Genomic DNA, 17268 nt, shown 5'->3' on the forward strand with positions numbered 1-17268 from the left:
CATGAAAAGACGTGATTTCCTGAAGGCTGGAGCTGTTGCGGCACCGGCCACAATGCTTGCAGCACCAGCGATTGCGCAGGGCAAGATCGAGTGGAAAATGCCAACGTCGTTTCCGGCCAAGGCGCCGGGCGTTGGAACAAATGCCACGACATTTGCCGCCCGCGTCAACGCTATGTCGGATGGTCAGTTGACGCTGAAAGTCTTCTCCGGCGGGGAACTGGTACCGCCCTTTGGCGTTGAAGACGCCGTGGAGCAGGGTACGGCCGAGATCGGTCATTCCACGCCGTATTATGCGGCTTCCAAGAACTCGGCCCTTCATTTCTTTTCTGCCGTGCCTTTTGGCATGACGGCGGTTGAAACGACAGCCTGGCTTCAGTACGGCGGCGGCCAGCAGCTTTGGGACGAGATCTACGCCGAGCGTGGCCTCAAGCCTTTCTACTCCGGCAGTTCCGGTGTCCAGGCAGCGGGCTGGTTCAAGAACCCGGTCAACAGCCTTGAAGACCTTGCCGGTTTGAACATGCGGATTGCAGGTCTTGGCGGCGAAGCCATGCGCAAGATCGGCGTCAATGCGGTTCTCCTGCCGCCTCCGGAAATCTTCCCGTCCTTCCAGTCCGGTGCGATTGATGCAGCAGAGTGGGTTGGTCCGCTGCTCGATCAGGCGTTCGGTCTGCAAAAGGTTGCCAAATACTGCTATGTCCCGGCCTTCCACGAGCCGTCCGCGGCGCTTGAAATTGTCGTCAACAAAGACGCTTATGACAGTCTTCCAGCACATCTTCAGGCAGTGATTGAGAATGCCGCCGCTGCGGCGTCTGTCGAGACGACCGCGCAATTCGATTATTACAACGCGCTGTCTTTGAAGAGCCTGCAGGAAGACGGCGTCACGTTTGGTGCCTTCCCTGATGATGTGATCGCGGCGCTTAAGACGGCTGTTGCAGAAGTCATGGCGGAAAATGCTGAAGCGAATCCGCGCTTTGCAGAAGTGCAAGAGAGTTACAATACGTTCCTCGATCTCGCCAAGGACTATGCCACCTTGGTCAAGGAAACGACCTTCACGCAGCGTGTCTAAAGCTTAAAGGCCGGGAGCGATCCCGGCCTTTTTGAAATTGGGGCACAGACAGACCTAAGGCTGCGACCGGCTTTCCCGCAACACGATGAAAATCCCGCTGGCGATGATGATCGCCGCCCCGACGTAGGTCCAGGTATCCGGGATCTCCCGCCAAAACATCCAGCCAAGCAAGGTCGCCCACAATAGCGACGTGTACTCAAACGGCGCGATCGTGGACGCGGGGGCAACGCGAAAGGCCTGGGTCAGCATCGTTACACCCGCCGTCCCGAAAGCTGCAATGCCGAGAAACAAAAGGGCATCTTCTGCCCGCGGCGGCACCCATAGGAACGGCATGGTCAACGCACTGATCAACCCGCCGGAGCCAACCAGATAGAGCATCAATGTCCAGACGCTTTCGCGTTCATCGACCAGCCGTGCGCTCAGCATCAAGACGGCATAGAGAAAAGCCGTTGCAAGCGGCAGAAGCAGGGCTGGCTGAAAAGCGCTTGCACCTGGCCGGACGACCACCAAGACACCGATAAACCCAACCATCACGGCGGACCAACGGCGCCAGCCGACTTGCTCGTTCAAAAACAAGGCCGAGATCGCCGTTATGAAAATGGGCGCGATGAACACGAGGGTCGTCGCTTCGGCCAGACCCAGATAGCGGAAGCTGGTGAAAAACGTCATGGCTGCCAGCACCCAGACACCGCCGCGGACCAGATGAGCGATCGGTTTGTGCGACTTGAGTGCGGAAGGCCCCGCCAGCTTCCAAATCAAGGCCACAACAATCGGCAGAGCGATCAAGTTCCTCAGGAAGAGGATCTGCAAGACGGGGTAATTGGCCGACAAGGCCTTGGCAATCGCGTCGCTGATGCAAAGACAAATGACCCCGGCACATATCAGGATGATTCCGGCCCGGGCATTTGACCGTGGTATATAGGCTGCCGAATTCATGAAATACTCCGAAAAAAGAGCGCCAATAAATCACTGAAGCTTGTCAACGGCAAGCCGAATGTAGCAAATGACCTGATATGTTCTGATGGATCAAAAATCTGTAAGTTATTGAAAAAATACATACCTATCTTCGACTGGCATTGTGTCAGCTGAAGGAGGCAGTCATCTCACCGCACAAGGGTGAGCGAACCGGCGGAACGAGCGCCGGGCTTGATCCCAATCCGCACAAAACATCCGCAGAATTCGCTATTTTGCGTTCCAGGCGGCCAAGTGATATGGAGGCGCCATGACAACCCGTGATCGCCTTTACACCGCCCATCAGCCGCGCTTCGCAGTTGCACCGATGATGGAGTGGACTGACCGCCATTGCCGCGCATTCCACCGGCATTTGTCGGCGTATGCGCTGCTGTACACCGAAATGGTCACGACCGGCGCGGTGATTCATGGTGACCGGGAACATATTTTGGGGTTTTCCGATCTGGAGCATCCGGTTGCGTGCCAGCTTGGCGGGTCTGATCCGCAGGCAATGGTAGAAGCGGCAAAGATCGTGGAAGACTTCGGCTATGACGAGGTCAACATCAATGTCGGGTGTCCATCCGACCGGGTTCAGTCCGGGCGGTTCGGCGCGTGCTTGATGGAAGAGCCGCAGCTTGTTGCGGACTGTGTTTCAGCGATGAAGGCGGCAGTCGCCATTCCGGTAACCGTCAAATGCCGGATTGGCGTTGACGATCAGGACCCGGAGCCGGCGCTTGATGCAATGGCAGATCTGACCTTTGCCGCCGGATCCGACGCGCTTTGGGTTCATGCCCGCAAGGCTTGGCTTCAAGGATTGAGTCCGAAGGAAAACCGGGATGTTCCGCCGCTCGACTACGACCGGGTGTTGCGCTTGAAACAGCGCCTTACGGACAAGTTCATTGGCCTCAACGGCGGTCTCGATACGCTTGACCAGGGCGAGCCTTATCTCAAAACGCTGGATGGCCTGATGTATGGCCGGGCCGCGTATCATTCACCGGAAATCTTGGGCGAAGTCGACGTCCGCCTTTATGGTGCAGAGACCGAGACCATCTCGCCATGGGATGCGGTGCGCGGCCATATGACCTATCTGGAAGATCAGTTGTCAAGAGGCGTGAAACTGGCGCACATGACCCGGCATATGCTCGGACTGTTCCATGGCAGGCCGGGTGCGCGTTCCTGGCGCCGCATTCTGACCGTGGAAGCCATCAAGCCCGGCGCTGGACTGGAAGTGGTTGAAAAGGCACTCGACGCGGTCAGTCTGACGAATTTTGAAGTGGATGCCGCCGAGTAACCGTTGGCTATTTTCTATGGATTCATGATCAGCCGGTCGCCCTCGATGCGCCAGCTTCGAAGACGGTCGAGCGCGGTCATGCCGAGCAGGCTTTGACCGAGTGAGCCGTCCCGCGCGACAAACGCCCGGACATTGCGCAAAGTGTGATCACCGATCGTCAGATTGTCGATCCGGATCGGGGCAACAAGTGTCCGCCCGTTGGCCGTTGCCACCGGCACGGTGAACGACAGATCGCGTTCCGGAATTCCGGCCCTGGCTGCATCTTGGTAGGTGAGGACAACGGCGCTCGCGCCTGTGTCGAGCAGAAAGCTTGTTTTCCGGCCATTGGCACGGCCGTCGACCACGAAATGCCCACCAGCGTCCCGCACGATCAGGATCGAGCCGTCAGCCTGGGTGACCGCCATACCCGGCGCCAAAGAGCCAAGGACCCGGTAACCGGCCTGCACCAGATCGGTCCGGTAGGTGTAGCCGACCACCAGCAAGGCACATAAACCACCCCAGAAGAGCGTGCCTTGAATGATGTCGCGCACTTTCGGCTGTCCAAAAATGAAGCTTGCCAGGAAGACAAAGGCGAGAGTCGACAGGGCGACGACCCGCGGTCCGGTGTCGTCGAAATTGAGATTTTCCGGGTCAGTCGGATCGCCAAAAAAGAAATAGAAGACCGCGGCCGCCATCACCGTGATCAGGATGACAAGTGCAAAGCCCCGGTACTGTCCGCGCCCGCTCACGTGAGCGCCGCTTCTCCGGCAGAAAAACGCATGCGCCGGGTGTCCAAGCTGTCCATGATCGCTTGCCGCCGGGTGTCGTCATAGGTGCTCCAAGACGCAATTTCATCAAGCGTCCGGAAACATCCGGTGCACAGGCGGCTTACCTGGTCGATCTGACAGATTTTGATGCAAGGTGATTTCATAATTCTCATATGGCGTTTGCAGATGGTGCTGCCAATGCTTCTTTCAAGAATTTCACAATTCTCAACTCCTAGAATCCACCTGTCGCCAGTGTAAATGGTGCAGCTATGATTTTGATAGGCAGCGTGACAGCAGCCTGAGTGGTTGTCCCGACAAAGCTGCCGAGATCGTCACCAAAATTCTTGGGACCTGTGGCGCTCGTCTCGCTTGTGAGACCACTTTTCAGCAAGGCATCGCGTAACTCTGGAGAGTACTCAGCCAACGCTGCAAATTTGCTGTGGCTGGATGTTTCGCCTGTTTCGAGTTCGGTCACGTCAAAGACGATCGCCCCAAGTTCCGCCAGTTCTTCGTCATCCGAATAGGCGCCGACCCGCTCAACCCCGCCGGCTATCGCCCTGGATAGCCGAAGTGCCTGATCATCACGAGACACAATAATCACGTAAGGTTTGGCTGGCCCACCTTCCAGTTTCCGGAGGGTGGATTTGAAAAGGTCGATGTCGATATCGGGAGCTGCAAGAACGACGCTGTTGACCTTACGATTGAAGCGCTGTCTGTCGGCCTCTGGGATCTGCCGAGCGGTTTCCATGAGCAAGTAGTTGCCCATGGAATGCGCTAGAATTGAGATGTCATCGGCATTGCTTTTCTCTAGCAGACGGAACGTTTGTTCGAGGCTGTCACGGGCGATTGCGGCGCTGTTGAGATCGTACACATACCCTTGGAGTTGCCCACGGGAAGCCCACGTGAACAGAACTGGCACGACGGGTGTTTTGGAATCGTGGATGATCTGTGTGAAGCGATAAAGCCCCTCCACAAACCTCGTATTGTAACCGTGAATGAACAACATCACGTCCCGTTTGCCCTTGGGAAGTTTTGCGAGCTGCTCGTTCAATTGTTTCAAGAACGCTTGTTCATTTTCGATGTAGCCAGCCTTTCGAGCTACGAAATCAGTGGCTGGATTGCCGGGAAGTTCGCGCGGCCATTCTACCGCACCTGCCTTGTGGGTTGGCGGGACGGAAATTGTTGCTTGCGCATAGTTGGTTGTTTTTGAGCGTTCACCGTTGAAGTAAGTATCCGGCGCAGAGTCTTTTTCACGAGTGGTTACGATGAGAATGTCGTGGTCTTCCGCACCGGCGGCAAGTTCGGTGTTGATTGCAAGAGCACCTGTTGTCGGCCGGCTGCCACAAGCGCTGACCAGAAGCGCGACCAGTAGAGCTGACAGGGCAAGTCTCGCCGGCGCGGGAACTGATATACTCAACATAAACGGCCACGCCTCTTGCTCGGTCCGGATCACCGCCTGATTACACGGCCACCATAAGCACTCCGGTCAAGAATCCAAGTCCGCTGATCTGCTGAATTGCCCCTAGGACATCTCCGGTTGTTCCATTGATCTTGGACAGTGCCACCTGTGCCACACTCATAGCCGCAGACACGGCGACCACAATGCCAACTGCGATGGTCTGCAACGGCAAAGCAAGAAGGGCGGGGAGCAAAAGCACCAGCATAACCAGAACACATTGGCGCAGGGCAGCGTCAGAGGGTTTGCCAAACCGGGCCCCAAGTCCGTCGGGCCGGGCCAATGGCAATCGGTGCCATTGCCATACCATCAGAAACCGGCTGAAGGCCTCTACGCTCACAATGAGCAAGGCGGTGTCCGCTGCTCCGAACCGATCCAGCAAGGCTGCGATTAGAGCAACTTTCAGAACAATGGCAAAGACCAGTGCAATTGCGCCAAAGGCCCCGATCCGGCTGTCTTTCATGATGTCCAGTCGCTTGGAGACCGTGGCTCCTCCGAAAAAACCGTCGGCAACATCGCTCAAGCCGTCTTCGTGCAAGGCCCCGGTCACGATCGTAAGCGCGGCTGCGGCCATCACAGCGACGACGAGTGCCGGGAGGCTGGTTGCTCCAAGCACCAGCAGCAGGCCTGCCGCCGGAAGGGAGACAAACGCACCTGCGAGCGGAGCAGCTCTCGAGATCCGGCTAAAATCCGGAAGCGCTGCCGGATCATCGGCCACATTGAGCTTCTGAAGAGGCATGCGCGAAAAGAATCGGACGCAGGCCGCCATATCAGCGAACAGGACCGCTAGAGATGATACCGTCGTGGTTGATTGGTCCCAAGAAAACTCAGGCTTTGTTTTGGATGCTGTTTCAGTGTTTTGGTCGTTTTCAGACGGCATCCTGTTCGGTCCGGAGCTTGAGTTTTATCAAGGGGCGGTTATAGAACGGCCTCTTGAAGAGACCAAGAGGCGGCCTAACTTTCCGCCCATCAATTGGAACTGTGAGCACCATGTCCCTGTCCGAAACCGCGCTGCCCTTCGACGATATTCGCAACCTGGTCAAGTCCATGCCTGGCCCGGACGAAGAGGCGCTTCAGAAGGTGAAGGCTCGGGATGCAGAACTCACCAAGCCCGCCGGGTCTTTGGGCCGTCTGGAAGAGATCGCGGAATGGCTTGCGGCCTGGTCCGGCAAGGCCCCGCCGAAAATCACCCGGCCGATGGTCGGGATCTTTGCAACGGCACATGGCGTTGCGGACGAAGGCGTTTCAGCATTTCCAAGTGCGGTGAACCGGCAAATGGTCGAAAACTTCGCAGTTGGCGGAGCGGCTATCAATCAGATCTGCCGGGTCAACGACATTGGCCTGAAGGTGTTTGATCTTGCCGTTGATATGCCCACACCGAGCATCACCCAGGAAGATGCGTTGGATGAGGCCAACTGCGCGGCCACCATGGCTTACGGTATGGAAGCGCTGGCGGGCGGTATCGATCTGATTTGTCTCGGCGAAATGGGCATTGGTAACACGACCGTTGCAGCTGCCGTCTTGAACGGCCTGTTTGGCGGATCGGCTGCCGACTGGATTGGCCGTGGCACCGGCGTAGACGACGAAGGTTTGGCGCGCAAACGTGACGCCGTTGAAAAGGCCGTGAACCGGCTGAACGGCGAAAAAGACCCGCTGGAAGTGCTTCGCAAGGTTGGCGGACGTGAAATCGCAGCCATGGCCGGACTGATCATCGCAGCGCGCCTTCAGCGCGTTCCCGTGGTGGTGGATGGGTTCGTTGCAACGGCTGCTGCAGCGGTGGTTTACGCGATGGATCCGGAAGGACTGGATCATTGCCTGTTTGCGCATGTCTCTGCCGAACAAGCCCATGCCAAGGCGCTGTCCCATATGAGCAAAGATGCGCTGTTCGATTTCGGCATGCGTTTAGGTGAAGGTAGCGGAGCTGCGTTGGCGGCCGGGATCATCAAGACCGCGGCCGAGGTGCATTCGGGTATGGCAACCTTCGCAGATGCCGGTGTTTCAGAAAAGTCGGAGTGACGAAACGCGTCTCACGGTCTTATGCGCTGCGCGCGTTCTCAAGGTCGAAGTCGGTGCTGTCCGTGTCTGCCCAAACGACGTCCGGTGAATAGTTCATCACCCGGGCGCGGGGCAGGGACATGATTGCCTCGGTGCCGACACCCAGCTGAGATTTGATTACGAATTTACCGTCATGCATTCCAACGAGCGCCTGGACGATTGACAGTCCGAGCCCAGTGCCGGGTTCTGCGCTCTTGATGGCATGAGACCCTTGGCCAAAAGCTTCCAGCACTGTTGGAATTTCGTCTTCCGGGATGCCTGGGCCGGTGTCGGTGATGGAAACATATTGCCCGTCATCACTGGTCCGTCCGACCTTGATGTGCACTTCCCCGCCCACCGGGGTAAACTTCACCGCGTTTGAAATGAGGTTGAGGACGACCTGACGCAATGCGCGCTCGTCGGCCCACACCCGGGGCATATCCGGTTCGTGGGTGTGATGCAGCATGATGTTCTTGGCGTTGGCGCGTACGGTCATCATCGACCCGCACTCTTCCACGACCTCTTCCAGATAGAGCGATTCTTCCTGAAGCTCATGCCGGCCCGCTTCAATCCGCGACAGATCGAGGATTTCATTGATGAGATTCAATAAGTGTTGGCCCGAGCCATGGATATCGGCGGAATAGCTCTTGTAGGTGTCGTTCTTCATCGGACCGAGCACTTCATCCTTCATGATTTCGGAAAATCCGAGGATCGCGTTGAGCGGTGTGCGCAGTTCGTGGCTCATCGTGGCAAGAAACCGTGACTTGGCAACGTTTGCAGCTTCAGCGCGGCGGCGTGCTTCGTCCGACATGGCGTTGGCCGTTTCCAATTCAGCAATCAGATGGTCCTTTTCAGCGCGATACTCCAGCATGGTGTTGGCGTTCTTCAAGAGCTGGTTGCCAAGAATGAAGAAGAAACCCTGCGCGCCAATTGCCATGGCGGCCAGCGTGTAATGGATCGGGTCGATCTGCTGCAAAAAACTCGCCGTGACGATGAGCGTCATCGGCAAAGTGCTCGCCAACAGGCACCGCGGCAGCGTTGCCGATTGCATCGTGTTCATTGCAACGACAATCAGGAGCGTCGCAAAGTGAAAGATCACAAAACCGTCGCCCGCGTTGTCAGATCGCGGCAGAAGAAAGAACACCGCCCATGAGCATCCATAGAGTAGGTCGCCGAGGGTGAAGCGGCGGCGCCAATAGATCCTGGCCTTTTGGTCTGACGGCGCGCGCTCATAAGAGTGGCACGTGACGACCATCAAGAGATGCGTGCAAAGCGTGACAATGAGCCAGGCGCCGAGAAAAAACGGGTTCAGCCAGATTACAGAGATTGCGGTGACGATAAGCACCAGAAGGGGAACCGCAAAAGCCGCGTTGATCCGTGTGTCGGCGAAGAGATGCTGGCGTTCCAGCTCAAAGGTTGAGTGCTGCCGGTCGGATGTGCCGAGACGGCTGCGGACATTTCCGGCCGAACGGGCCATCTCGCGCCGGCGGCGCGCGCGATCCCGATCAATCGCCTGACTGTCGTCGTCTTTTACTGACGCGGCGGTGTCCATTCGGCCTGCCCAAGGTGTTCAATTGGTTATTTCAATTATGCTTGTTTCCTTGTTTTGACTCACCATTCCTTAAGATCGTCCCTAGAATTGTGGTAAGCAAAGGGTTAACCGGATCGCAAAAATTAAGGCATTGATTGAATTGACAAAAATCGAAGAAATTGAAGCTGTTTCTAACGCAGTGCGCGCGTGCCGGATTTGTGTCGAGAAGCCGGAAAAGGCGCCCTTGCCGCATGAGCCTCGACCGGTTCTCCAAACATCTTCGACGGCGCGGATTTGCATTAGCGGCCAGGCACCTGGGACCCGTGTGCACAAGAGCGGACGAGCCTTTACAGACCCGTCCGGAGATCGTCTGCGATCCTGGATGGGGATTGGGGAAGATATCTTTTATGACCCGGACCTGCTGGCAATCGTACCGATGGGGTTCTGTTTCCCGGGCCTGGATGCCAAGGGAGGGGATTTGCCACCGCGCCCGGAATGCCGAAAAGTCTGGCACGATCGCGTGTTTGCAGCGATGCCGCAAATCGAATTGATCCTGGTTATCGGGCAATATGCACAGGCTTACCATCTGGGTAAGGCGCGCAAGGGCTCTTTGACGGAGACCGTTGCTGCATGGGAGACCTACTTTCAAGAAAGTGGACAGTCTGACCGTCCGCTTGTGCTGCCGTTGCCCCATCCGTCCTGGCGCAACAATGCATGGCTCAAAAAGAACCCGTGGTTCGAAGCGGAGCTTTTGCCGGTCCTTCAAAAAGAAATCGCCCGGCTGTTGAGCCGGGCGTAAGGTGAGGGGCGGCACATTTATGGATGCCATGCCAACCCCAGGGGAAAAGCTTAGTTCGTTGCCGTTTTCGGGCTTGAGATCGGCAGGTCTTTTTGCTGGCTCCAACCAACCATGCTGTCGTCATAAACGGCGACATTCTCGTGACCGAGCAGCTCGCTCAATACAAACCAGTTCGTCGCGGCCCAGTGACCTGTGTTGCAGTACGAGACGACCGGTGTGTCCGAGCCGGAAACCGCATTCTCTGCCAGCGATGCCAAAGCTGCCTGCGGCTTCAACTGGTTGCTTTCAGTGTCGTAGAACTTTGCCTGGTCGAAGTGGGTTGCGCCCGGCAAATGACCGAAGCGGGTTGCATCCTTGTGCTTCTCTGCGCCTTCAAACTGCGCCAGCGGCCGGCCGTCGAGCAGAACGGCATCCCCACCAATGAGGGACGCTACATCGTCGGTCGAAACCAGCAGCTCAGGACGTGGCTCGGCAATGAACATGTCACCCTCTGGCACGACTTCTCCTGTTTCAAGGGGCTTGCCGGCTTTTACCCACGCGTTGTGGCCACCATCCAAAATGGCGACTTTGTCGTGGCCGAGATACTTGAAGGTCCAATAGATCCGGGTCGCAGCCCCAAAATCGAGGTGAGATGTGCCCGCTGGAACCAGAACGACGGTCCGGTCTTCATGAATGCCGAGCTCAGATAGCGAAGCCTCCAGCTTTTCAATCGACGGCAGAACGCCCGTCACATCGCCGCGCGAGGTGCGCCAGAAACCTGGATATTCACTCCAGACAGCTCCTGGAATATGACCTTTCAGGTAATCGTCTTTACCGGACTTGGCGAGCGGGGAGCGAATGTCGAGGACCAGAAGGTTATCGTCGTCTTGGTTGGTCTCAAGCCACTCGACGCTGACCAAAGGAGATGCGTCCAGCGCCTGTGCGGCACTGATCAGGCTTGTGGCCTGAAACAAGATAGCACATGCGGCGGCCACAATCGCTTTTGTGCCAAGGTGCAAACGTGTCATGCCGATCTCCTTCCAAAATTCGAATAAATTTCTATTTGACCGTGGAAATTGCACTGAGAGGGTGCTGTTTCAAGCCAAATCGGCTCCTCTTTTGGAAGAAAAATCTCAATTTCTCTTGCCTTCCCCCCATGTAGAACGGTATTGCGGGATCTGGACCCGGCAGGCAAAAAGAATCCTGTCATTTTGGGGCGTCCCAAAGCTTGGAGACGCTGCGTTTTCTCAGGCAAAACCATGATCGACCGCATAGACCGCCGTATTCTCTCCATCCTTCAGGAAGACTGCACCGTGCCCGTTGCCGAAATCGGCCGGCGGGTTGGGCTGTCGACCACTCCGTGCTGGCGGCGCATCCAGAAGATGGAAGAAGACGGTGTGATCACGGGCCGGGTGGCTCTGCTTGATCCGGCCAAGGTCAATGCAAAGGTGACGGCTTTTGTTGCAATTACCACGAGCCAGCACTCGGAAGACTGGCTGAAGAAATTTGCCGACGTCATTCAGGAGTTTCCCGAGGTGGTCGAGTTTTACCGCATGGCGGGGCAGGTGGATTATCTCCTGCGCGTTGCGGTGCCGGATATCGAAGCCTACGACTCGTTTTACAAACGCTTAATCGCCAAGATTGATATCTCTGATGTGTCTACCACCTTCGCGATGGAGCAAATCAAAAACACCACCGCCTTGCCCCTGGCCTATGTCGCTACAGAAAAGCCGAAAGCTGACAAGGACGCGTAGGATCATCAGGTTGTTTTTGCAGGGGTTATGCATTTATAGCGATTGTATTTATAAATTACACTTTTTGCGTTTATGTGATTTTTACTAATACTGCGTACTTTCAAAAGTGTTGGCTGTAATCAAGCTTGCATTTTTTGAGAGTTTTTCAATGAACTATATTATGGCAATTGCCGCGCAGTGGCGGATAAGTTACCCCACGTTCCTCAACACAGGGCCACTTTGTAAACAGTTAGGCGGTCCGTTTTTTTTCCCTTTTTGGCTTCTTGCGGGCATCTTGACTCTGGTTTTTTTGTTCGGAGTCGATCATGGCTTGTTGGAGTTTGATAAAGGCATCGGTGAGATAGGGGCGGAGGACTTTGCTGCATTTTATCGCGGTGGGCAGTTGGCCCTGAATGGTGCTGCAGCTACAGCTTATGATCCAGTTGTTTTTGCTGAACCGTTCTCTCATGAAAACAAAGGGTTGCTGTTTCTAAATCCTCCACATGCATTCCTTTTTTTTGAACCGCTTGCCAATCTTCCTTATGCCGTTGCACGAGGGATCATTATCGTTGTCAATTTGTCGGCAATTTTGGGCTTGGTGTATATTCTGCGCTTGAAATTAGGGGGGGCTCCATATGTTTTTGCCCTATTTTCTTGCGGGTCCTACTTCAGCTTTAGTGTGCTTCAGATTTCGCCAATTATCATTTTTTTGGTGATCTACGCTTTGATCCATCATCAACGCCGACCTGTCTTGAGCGCAATTGCGCTTGCAATCGCGACAATTAAGCCGCAGCTAGGTGTGCTTATTCCCTTTTTTCTTATTTCTGCAAGAAGTTGGACAACGCTTACTTATGCGACTGTATCTACACTGTTTTTGTTTGTGCTCAGTGTTGCGTTTTACGGCTTTATTGTTTGGACTGCTTTCTTTGTTTCACTGGTTGATGGTTCGCATGTTGTTCAATTTGAAAATATGATTGGATATATGATCGGTATACGCCATTCATTCAGCATAATTGGAGCATCAGGTACTACTAAGTTGGTGTTTCAGTTGCTCGTGACTTTGTGCGGTTCAGTTTTGGTTTGGTATTCAGTTCGCAGCTTTCCCGAAAAACAGGCATTGCCGATCGTTGTTTTTTTGATGTGCATCGCTGCACCGTCCTTTCTTCTCTACGATTGGTTGCTGTTGTCTGCGGCAATGCTTCTTGCGCTAGGTATTCAGAGCCGTTGGTCTGCGCTGTTGCAGATTCTGGCCGGAATGCTGCTGTTGGCTCCATATATTCAAGCGCTGCTTCGTATAAGAGGTAGTGATGCCATGATCCTGTTCTCCTTATTCGTGCCATTCCTAATGATCGGTGTCTGCTGGCTCTACATAAGGGAACTATCTAGCAAAAAGCATGTGACCCGTGGTGCAAACGAAGCGCCTCGACGCCAGAGTTCACTACCCCGAAATGAAGTATTTAGTACCCAATAGGATGCCGGGCGCGGAAGCGGGCGATTTCGGCGTCTGAGACCGGTTGGCCGGTGAAAATCTCCGCGTAGTGGGGCATGCGCGCCAGGCGCGGTTCCAGCGGTTCGGACGGCCCGTCCTCTTTCATCGAGATATAGCCGATCTGGGTCTGATAAACGGTGTTCGCGCGCACATTTGCGTATTGCGGCGCATCGCCAAACCGCAAAAACAGAGCTTCCAAAGCTTCGACGCGCACCTGATCGGCCTCGTTCAGAAGTTTTGCCAGCTGCGGGTCGGTGTGCGCCCAGTTGCGGACGGCAAACTCCAGGCGGGAATCGAACAGTTCCGGCATGAGCCACAAATCGAAAATGTTCAGCATCGCTTCCGTGATAGTCTCAGCGTAAGCCTCGGTTCGTTGGACGAGGTTGCCGGTGTTCTTGGTTTGCCAAAGCGTGATCAGCGCGTCCAGAAGATCCTGCCGGTTTGAAAAGTGGCCGTAAAAACTGGTGCGCGACAGACCAAGCCGGTCGGCAAGGGGCATGACTTTCACTGCGTCAATACCGCCGTTCAAAAGCGCTTCATAAGCCGCCTGGACCCATATGTCGCGAGACCCGCGCCATCCCGATCTTTTGCTGATCAGATCTGTGTTCATTCAGATCCGTTATCAGTGCAAATCCGCAGAAACAAGCAAAATTGACACCTATGTTTTCAAATCCGACATAAATGTCGTTTTTACGGCTTTTCAAAGGAGTTTATGCGGCCTTTATTGAAGGTATTCCGCGGCCATCGCGGGCATGCGCACAAGAGGGAGAGGCATGTCGAAAGATCCGTTGCTGCAGCCGTATCAGCTGAAACATCTGTCATTGAAAAACCGGATCATGATCACCTCTCATGAACCTGCCTATCCTGAAGACGGGATGCCGAAGGACCGTTACCGGGCCTATCACGAGACCCGGGCCAAGGCGGGTGTCGCTCTGACTATGACGGCCGGATCTGCTGCCGTCTCGCGCAACTCTCCACCGGTCTTCAACAATATTCTGGCTTACAAGGACGAGGTGGTGCCTTGGGTTAAACGGCTGACCGATGCTTGTCATGATCATGGCTGCGCGGTGATGATCCAGCTGACCCATCTTGGCCGGCGGACCCACTGGAACAAGGGGGACTGGCTGCCGGCCGTCTCATCAAGTCATGAGCGGGAAGCGGCCCACCGGGCCTTTCCGAAACAGGTCGAAGACTGGGACATTGCCCGGATTGTTCAAGATTATGCCGATGCCGCTGAGCGTATGAAAGACGGCGGCATGGATGGCATTGAGCTGCAGGCCTACGGACATCTGATGGATCAGTTCTGGTCTCCGGTCACCAACACGCTCGAAGGTCCCTATGGCGGGTCTCTGGAGAACCGGATGCGGTTTTCGATGGAAGTGATCGATGCGGTACGAGAGCGGGTTGGCGATGAGTTCATTGTGGGTATACGTTTCACGGCTGACGAAGACCTTGAGGGTGGGATCACCGAAGCCGAGGGACTGGAGATTGCCCGTCGTTTAAATGCAACAGACAAGATCGACTTCCTGAATGTGATCCGCGGGCATATCGATACCGACCCGGGCCTGACAGACGTTATTCCGGTTCAAGGCATGCGCAACGCGCCACATCTTGATTTTGCCGGGCGGATCAAAAAGGAAATCGGACTGCCGACATTTCACGCAGCGAAAATCCCGGATGTGGCCACCGCGCGGCACGCCATCGCGGAAGGTCTTCTTGATATGGTGGGCATGACCCGCGCCCATATGGCGGATCCTCAGGTCGTGAAGAAGATCGCAGAGAAACGCGAGGACGATATTCGTCCTTGCGTCGGGGCGACCTATTGTCTGGACCGGATCTACCAGGCGGGTGACGCGCTGTGCATACACAATGCGGCGACAGGACGTGAACTGACCATGCCGCATGAGATCCCGCCGGCAGACGAGAAAAAGAAGGTCGTTGTTGTGGGAGCTGGGCCTGCCGGATTGGAAGCGGCGCGTGTTGCCAGTGAACGTGGTCACGACGTTACGGTCTTTGAAGCGGCGCCCGATGCAGGTGGTCAAATCCGGTTGACGGCGCAGTCCGAGCGCCGCCGGGAGATGATCTCCATCATCGATTGGCGCTTGCAGCAGTGTTCCAATCGTGGGGTTACATTTCACTTCAACAGATTTGCGGAAAGCTCTGATATCGAATCTGAAAACCCGGATGCTGTCATCATCGCAACCGGAGGCTTGCCGCACACGAATGTGCTTCGTGAAGGCAATGACCTGGTAGTTTCTGCCTGGGACGTCATCGCGGGCGACGTCAAGCCCGGTAAGCGAGTGCTGGTCTATGACGATGCTGGCGATCATCCAGCCTTGCAGGCGGCAGAGTTGATTGCCGCATCAGGGGCACATATTGAAATCATGACCCCGGACCGGTCCTTTGCGCCCGATGTCATGGCGATGAACCTGGTGCCTTACATGCGTGCGCTTCAAGACAAGGATGTGCGCTTCACGGTGACCTACCGCCTGAAAAGCGTGCGCCGGTCCGGCAACCAATTGGCAGCTGTGATTGGAACTGACTATTCGGCGCACACCGAGGAGCGTGAGTTTGATCAGATCGTTGTCAATCACGGCACCGTTCCGATGGATGAGCTCTATTTCGAGCTGAAACCGAAATCGACCAACTTCGGCGCGGTGGATCAGGACGCTTTAATCTTCGGTCGGTCTCAGCCGCAAGGCGCGAATCCCGATGGGGCCTTTGCGCTCTACCGGATCGGCGATGCGGTTGCCGCCCGTAACACACATGCGGCAATCTATGACGCTTTGAGGATAGTGAAAGATATCTAGAAAAGCGGCACAGCTGACTGAATTTGCAGCACGTCTTACTTGGATAAAATCATGCCGTTTTTGTGCTATGTAAAATCACAATTGCGCGTCAATTATCCGCCAGATCAATGGCCACCACAAACGGCTTTTACAGGATGATGCAGAATGCACAGCGACGCTGATATTCTTTCGCTTCTCATGTCCCGGACCCCCGGTTATTCCCTGCCGCAGGCCTTCTATGCCGATGAGGATGTGTTCCAGGCGGACATGAAACACATCTGGCACAAAGAGTGGGTGTTTGCGATCCCATCTGCGGAATTGCCGAAGACCGGGAATTACGTGACGCTTGAAATCGGCGCCTATTCAATCATCATCGTGCGCGGTACGGACGGTCAGATTCGCAGCTTCCACAACTCCTGCCGGCACCGTGGCAGCCGCATTTGCTCTGCGTCCAAGGGAAGTTCCCCGAAGCTCGTCTGCCCCTATCATCAGTGGACCTACGAGCTTGACGGCAAGCTTCTTTGGGCGCGGGAAATGGGCGAAGACTTCAAGCCTGAAAATCACGGGTTAAAGCCGGTCCACTGTGCCGATGTGTCAGGCATGGTGTTCATTTGCCTCGCCGACGTCGCTCCCGACATCTCGGACCTGAAGGCTCAAGCATCCCGATATCTTGGTCCGCATGATCTCTCCAATCTGAAGGTGGCGCACCAGTCGACGATCACGGAGAAGGCCAACTGGAAGCTTGTCCTTGAGAACAACCGCGAATGCTATCACTGCTCCGGTTCGCACCCGTCGCTCTGCCGGACCTTTTCGGATGATCCAAATCTTGTTGGCGGAGACGATTCCAGCAGTTCCAATGTGGGCCTGGCGCATGTCGATCGCTGCGAAAAATCCGGCTTGCCGGCCAAATATGTGATCAACGACGACGAGCAGTGGCGGTTCGTCCGCATTCCGTTCCTTGGGGACGCGGTGAGCTACACCATGGACGGCAAGGCGGCAGTTTCTCGCCGGGTGGGGTCGATCCCGTTCGACAATGCCGGGACGTGCCTGTTTTTCCATTATCCGAACACGTGGAACCATTTCCTATCCGACAGTGTTCTGACGTTTAGCGTGCTTCCGGTCGGGCCGATGGAAACCCGGGTCACGACGACGTGGCTGGTGCACAAGGATGCCCAAGAGGGCGTTGACTATGATTTGAAGCGGCTTACCGAGGTCTGGGTGCACACCAACGATGAAGACCGGCAAATTGTTGAAGAGAATCAGATCGGTATCAATTCCCCTGCCTATGAACCCGGACCATACTCGCCTGTTCAGGAGAGCGGCGTGATCCAGTTTGTCGACTGGTATGCCCGCACCCTTGAAAAGGGCCTTGTGCGCCGGTTTCGTGTAGCAGCGGAGTAAGTC

At 55.6% G+C, this 17268-nt stretch carries 16 protein-coding genes; 8 read left to right on the forward strand and 8 right to left on the reverse strand.

Annotated elements, in window-relative coordinates; translation table 11 throughout:
- Position 1 precedes the first annotated feature (1 nt).
- On the forward strand, positions 2–1066 hold the full coding sequence (locus RBB44_RS14800) for a TRAP transporter substrate-binding protein (protein WP_306148483.1): 1065 nt from the start codon (positions 2–4) through the stop codon (positions 1064–1066).
- 54 nt (positions 1067–1120) lie between these two features.
- Here RBB44_RS14800 and RBB44_RS14805 read toward each other — a convergent pair whose 3' ends face one another.
- Positions 1121–2029: a DMT family transporter gene (locus RBB44_RS14805; protein ID WP_306148775.1), complete on the reverse strand. Its 909-nt coding sequence runs from the start codon at positions 2027–2029 to the stop codon at positions 1121–1123.
- Positions 2030–2288: 259 nt separating this feature from the next.
- On the opposite strand from RBB44_RS14805, the gene dusA reads away from it, so the two are divergent.
- A complete protein-coding gene (gene dusA / locus RBB44_RS14810) occupies positions 2289–3308 on the forward strand; it encodes a tRNA dihydrouridine(20/20a) synthase DusA (RefSeq protein ID WP_306148484.1) in 1020 nt (339 codons plus the stop codon).
- A 14-nt stretch (positions 3309–3322) separates the two neighbouring features.
- Here the strand turns inward: dusA and RBB44_RS14815 are convergent, their stop codons facing one another.
- From RBB44_RS14815 to RBB44_RS14830, 4 genes are all read right to left on the reverse strand, one after another.
- Positions 3323–4036, reverse strand: a complete 714-nt coding sequence (locus RBB44_RS14815) for a TIGR02281 family clan AA aspartic protease (RefSeq protein WP_209175055.1) — start codon at positions 4034–4036, stop codon at positions 3323–3325.
- Entirely contained in the window at positions 4033–4218 is a 186-nt protein-coding gene (locus RBB44_RS14820) for a DUF1289 domain-containing protein (protein ID WP_371932268.1), read from the reverse strand. The genes RBB44_RS14815 and RBB44_RS14820 overlap by 4 nt, the downstream gene beginning before the upstream one ends.
- A gap of 68 nt (positions 4219–4286) precedes the next feature.
- Positions 4287–5474, reverse strand: coding sequence for an alpha/beta hydrolase (locus tag RBB44_RS14825; protein WP_306148486.1), 1188 nt, complete (start codon positions 5472–5474; stop codon positions 4287–4289).
- A gap of 40 nt (positions 5475–5514) precedes the next feature.
- Positions 5515–6228 carry an adenosylcobinamide-GDP ribazoletransferase gene (locus tag RBB44_RS14830; RefSeq protein WP_306148487.1) on the reverse strand — a complete coding sequence of 238 codons (714 nt, stop codon included), beginning with the start codon at positions 6226–6228 and terminating at the stop codon, positions 5515–5517.
- A gap of 272 nt (positions 6229–6500) precedes the next feature.
- On the opposite strand from RBB44_RS14830, the gene cobT reads away from it, so the two are divergent.
- Entirely contained in the window at positions 6501–7526 is a 1026-nt protein-coding gene (cobT, locus tag RBB44_RS14835) for a nicotinate-nucleotide--dimethylbenzimidazole phosphoribosyltransferase (RefSeq protein ID WP_306148488.1), read from the forward strand.
- 19 nt (positions 7527–7545) lie between these two features.
- Here cobT and RBB44_RS14840 read toward each other — a convergent pair whose 3' ends face one another.
- Positions 7546–9096 carry a HAMP domain-containing sensor histidine kinase gene (locus tag RBB44_RS14840; RefSeq protein ID WP_306148489.1) on the reverse strand — a complete coding sequence of 517 codons (1551 nt, stop codon included), beginning with the start codon at positions 9094–9096 and terminating at the stop codon, positions 7546–7548.
- Between the two features lie 130 nt (positions 9097–9226).
- Here RBB44_RS14840 and RBB44_RS14845 point away from each other — a divergent pair, with 130 nt between their 5' ends.
- Positions 9227–9874 carry a uracil-DNA glycosylase family protein gene (locus RBB44_RS14845; protein WP_371932269.1) on the forward strand — a complete coding sequence of 216 codons (648 nt, stop codon included), beginning with the start codon at positions 9227–9229 and terminating at the stop codon, positions 9872–9874.
- Positions 9875–9924: 50 nt separating this feature from the next.
- Here RBB44_RS14845 and RBB44_RS14850 read toward each other — a convergent pair whose 3' ends face one another.
- Positions 9925–10881 (reverse strand): sulfurtransferase, encoded by a 957-nt coding sequence (locus RBB44_RS14850; RefSeq protein WP_306148490.1) that lies wholly within the window; start codon positions 10879–10881, stop codon positions 9925–9927.
- A gap of 234 nt (positions 10882–11115) precedes the next feature.
- Here RBB44_RS14850 and RBB44_RS14855 point away from each other — a divergent pair, with 234 nt between their 5' ends.
- Both RBB44_RS14855 and RBB44_RS14860 read left to right on the forward strand, forming a co-directional pair.
- Positions 11116–11607, forward strand: coding sequence for an Lrp/AsnC family transcriptional regulator (locus RBB44_RS14855; protein WP_209178775.1), 492 nt, complete (start codon positions 11116–11118; stop codon positions 11605–11607).
- Between the two features lie 148 nt (positions 11608–11755).
- On the forward strand, positions 11756–13057 hold the full coding sequence (locus tag RBB44_RS14860; RefSeq protein ID WP_306148491.1) for a glycosyltransferase family 87 protein: 1302 nt from the start codon (positions 11756–11758) through the stop codon (positions 13055–13057).
- Here the strand turns inward: RBB44_RS14860 and RBB44_RS14865 are convergent.
- Entirely contained in the window at positions 13044–13685 is a 642-nt protein-coding gene (locus tag RBB44_RS14865) for a TetR/AcrR family transcriptional regulator (RefSeq protein ID WP_306148492.1), read from the reverse strand. The genes RBB44_RS14860 and RBB44_RS14865 overlap by 14 nt on opposite strands.
- Before the next feature lie 163 nt (positions 13686–13848).
- Here RBB44_RS14865 and RBB44_RS14870 point away from each other — a divergent pair, with 163 nt between their 5' ends.
- Complete coding sequence (locus RBB44_RS14870) at positions 13849–15885, forward strand: NADH:flavin oxidoreductase (protein ID WP_306148493.1); 2037 nt, start codon at positions 13849–13851, stop codon at positions 15883–15885.
- A 144-nt stretch (positions 15886–16029) separates the two neighbouring features.
- Positions 16030–17265 (forward strand): aromatic ring-hydroxylating dioxygenase subunit alpha, encoded by a 1236-nt coding sequence (locus RBB44_RS14875; RefSeq protein ID WP_306148494.1) that lies wholly within the window; start codon positions 16030–16032, stop codon positions 17263–17265.
- The last annotated feature ends 3 nt before the right edge of the window (positions 17266–17268 follow it).

The organism is Roseibium sp. MMSF_3247 (assembly GCF_030733765.1).
GTDB lineage: Bacteria > Pseudomonadota > Alphaproteobacteria > Rhizobiales > Stappiaceae > Roseibium.

Excerpts from the sequence above, each read along its gene's own strand:
- dusA (WP_306148484.1), top strand. The coding sequence starts at position 2,289 with ATGACAACCCGTGATCGCCTTTACACCGCCCATCAGCCGCGCTTCGCA.
- RBB44_RS14825 (WP_306148486.1), bottom strand. The coding sequence starts at position 5,474 with ATGTTGAGTATATCAGTTCCCGCGCCGGCGAGACTTGCCCTGTCAGCT.
- RBB44_RS14800 (WP_306148483.1), top strand. The coding sequence starts at position 2 with ATGAAAAGACGTGATTTCCTGAAGGCTGGAGCTGTTGCGGCACCGGCC.
- RBB44_RS14820 (WP_371932268.1), bottom strand. The coding sequence starts at position 4,218 with ATGAAATCACCTTGCATCAAAATCTGTCAGATCGACCAGGTAAGCCGC.
- RBB44_RS14860 (WP_306148491.1), top strand. The coding sequence starts at position 11,756 with ATGAACTATATTATGGCAATTGCCGCGCAGTGGCGGATAAGTTACCCC.
- RBB44_RS14875 (WP_306148494.1), top strand. The coding sequence starts at position 16,030 with ATGCACAGCGACGCTGATATTCTTTCGCTTCTCATGTCCCGGACCCCC.
- RBB44_RS14865 (WP_306148492.1), bottom strand. The coding sequence starts at position 13,685 with ATGAACACAGATCTGATCAGCAAAAGATCGGGATGGCGCGGGTCTCGC.
- RBB44_RS14870 (WP_306148493.1), top strand. The coding sequence starts at position 13,849 with ATGTCGAAAGATCCGTTGCTGCAGCCGTATCAGCTGAAACATCTGTCA.
- cobT (WP_306148488.1), top strand. The coding sequence starts at position 6,501 with ATGTCCCTGTCCGAAACCGCGCTGCCCTTCGACGATATTCGCAACCTG.
- RBB44_RS14850 (WP_306148490.1), bottom strand. The coding sequence starts at position 10,881 with ATGACACGTTTGCACCTTGGCACAAAAGCGATTGTGGCCGCCGCATGT.
- RBB44_RS14840 (WP_306148489.1), bottom strand. The coding sequence starts at position 9,096 with ATGGACACCGCCGCGTCAGTAAAAGACGACGACAGTCAGGCGATTGAT.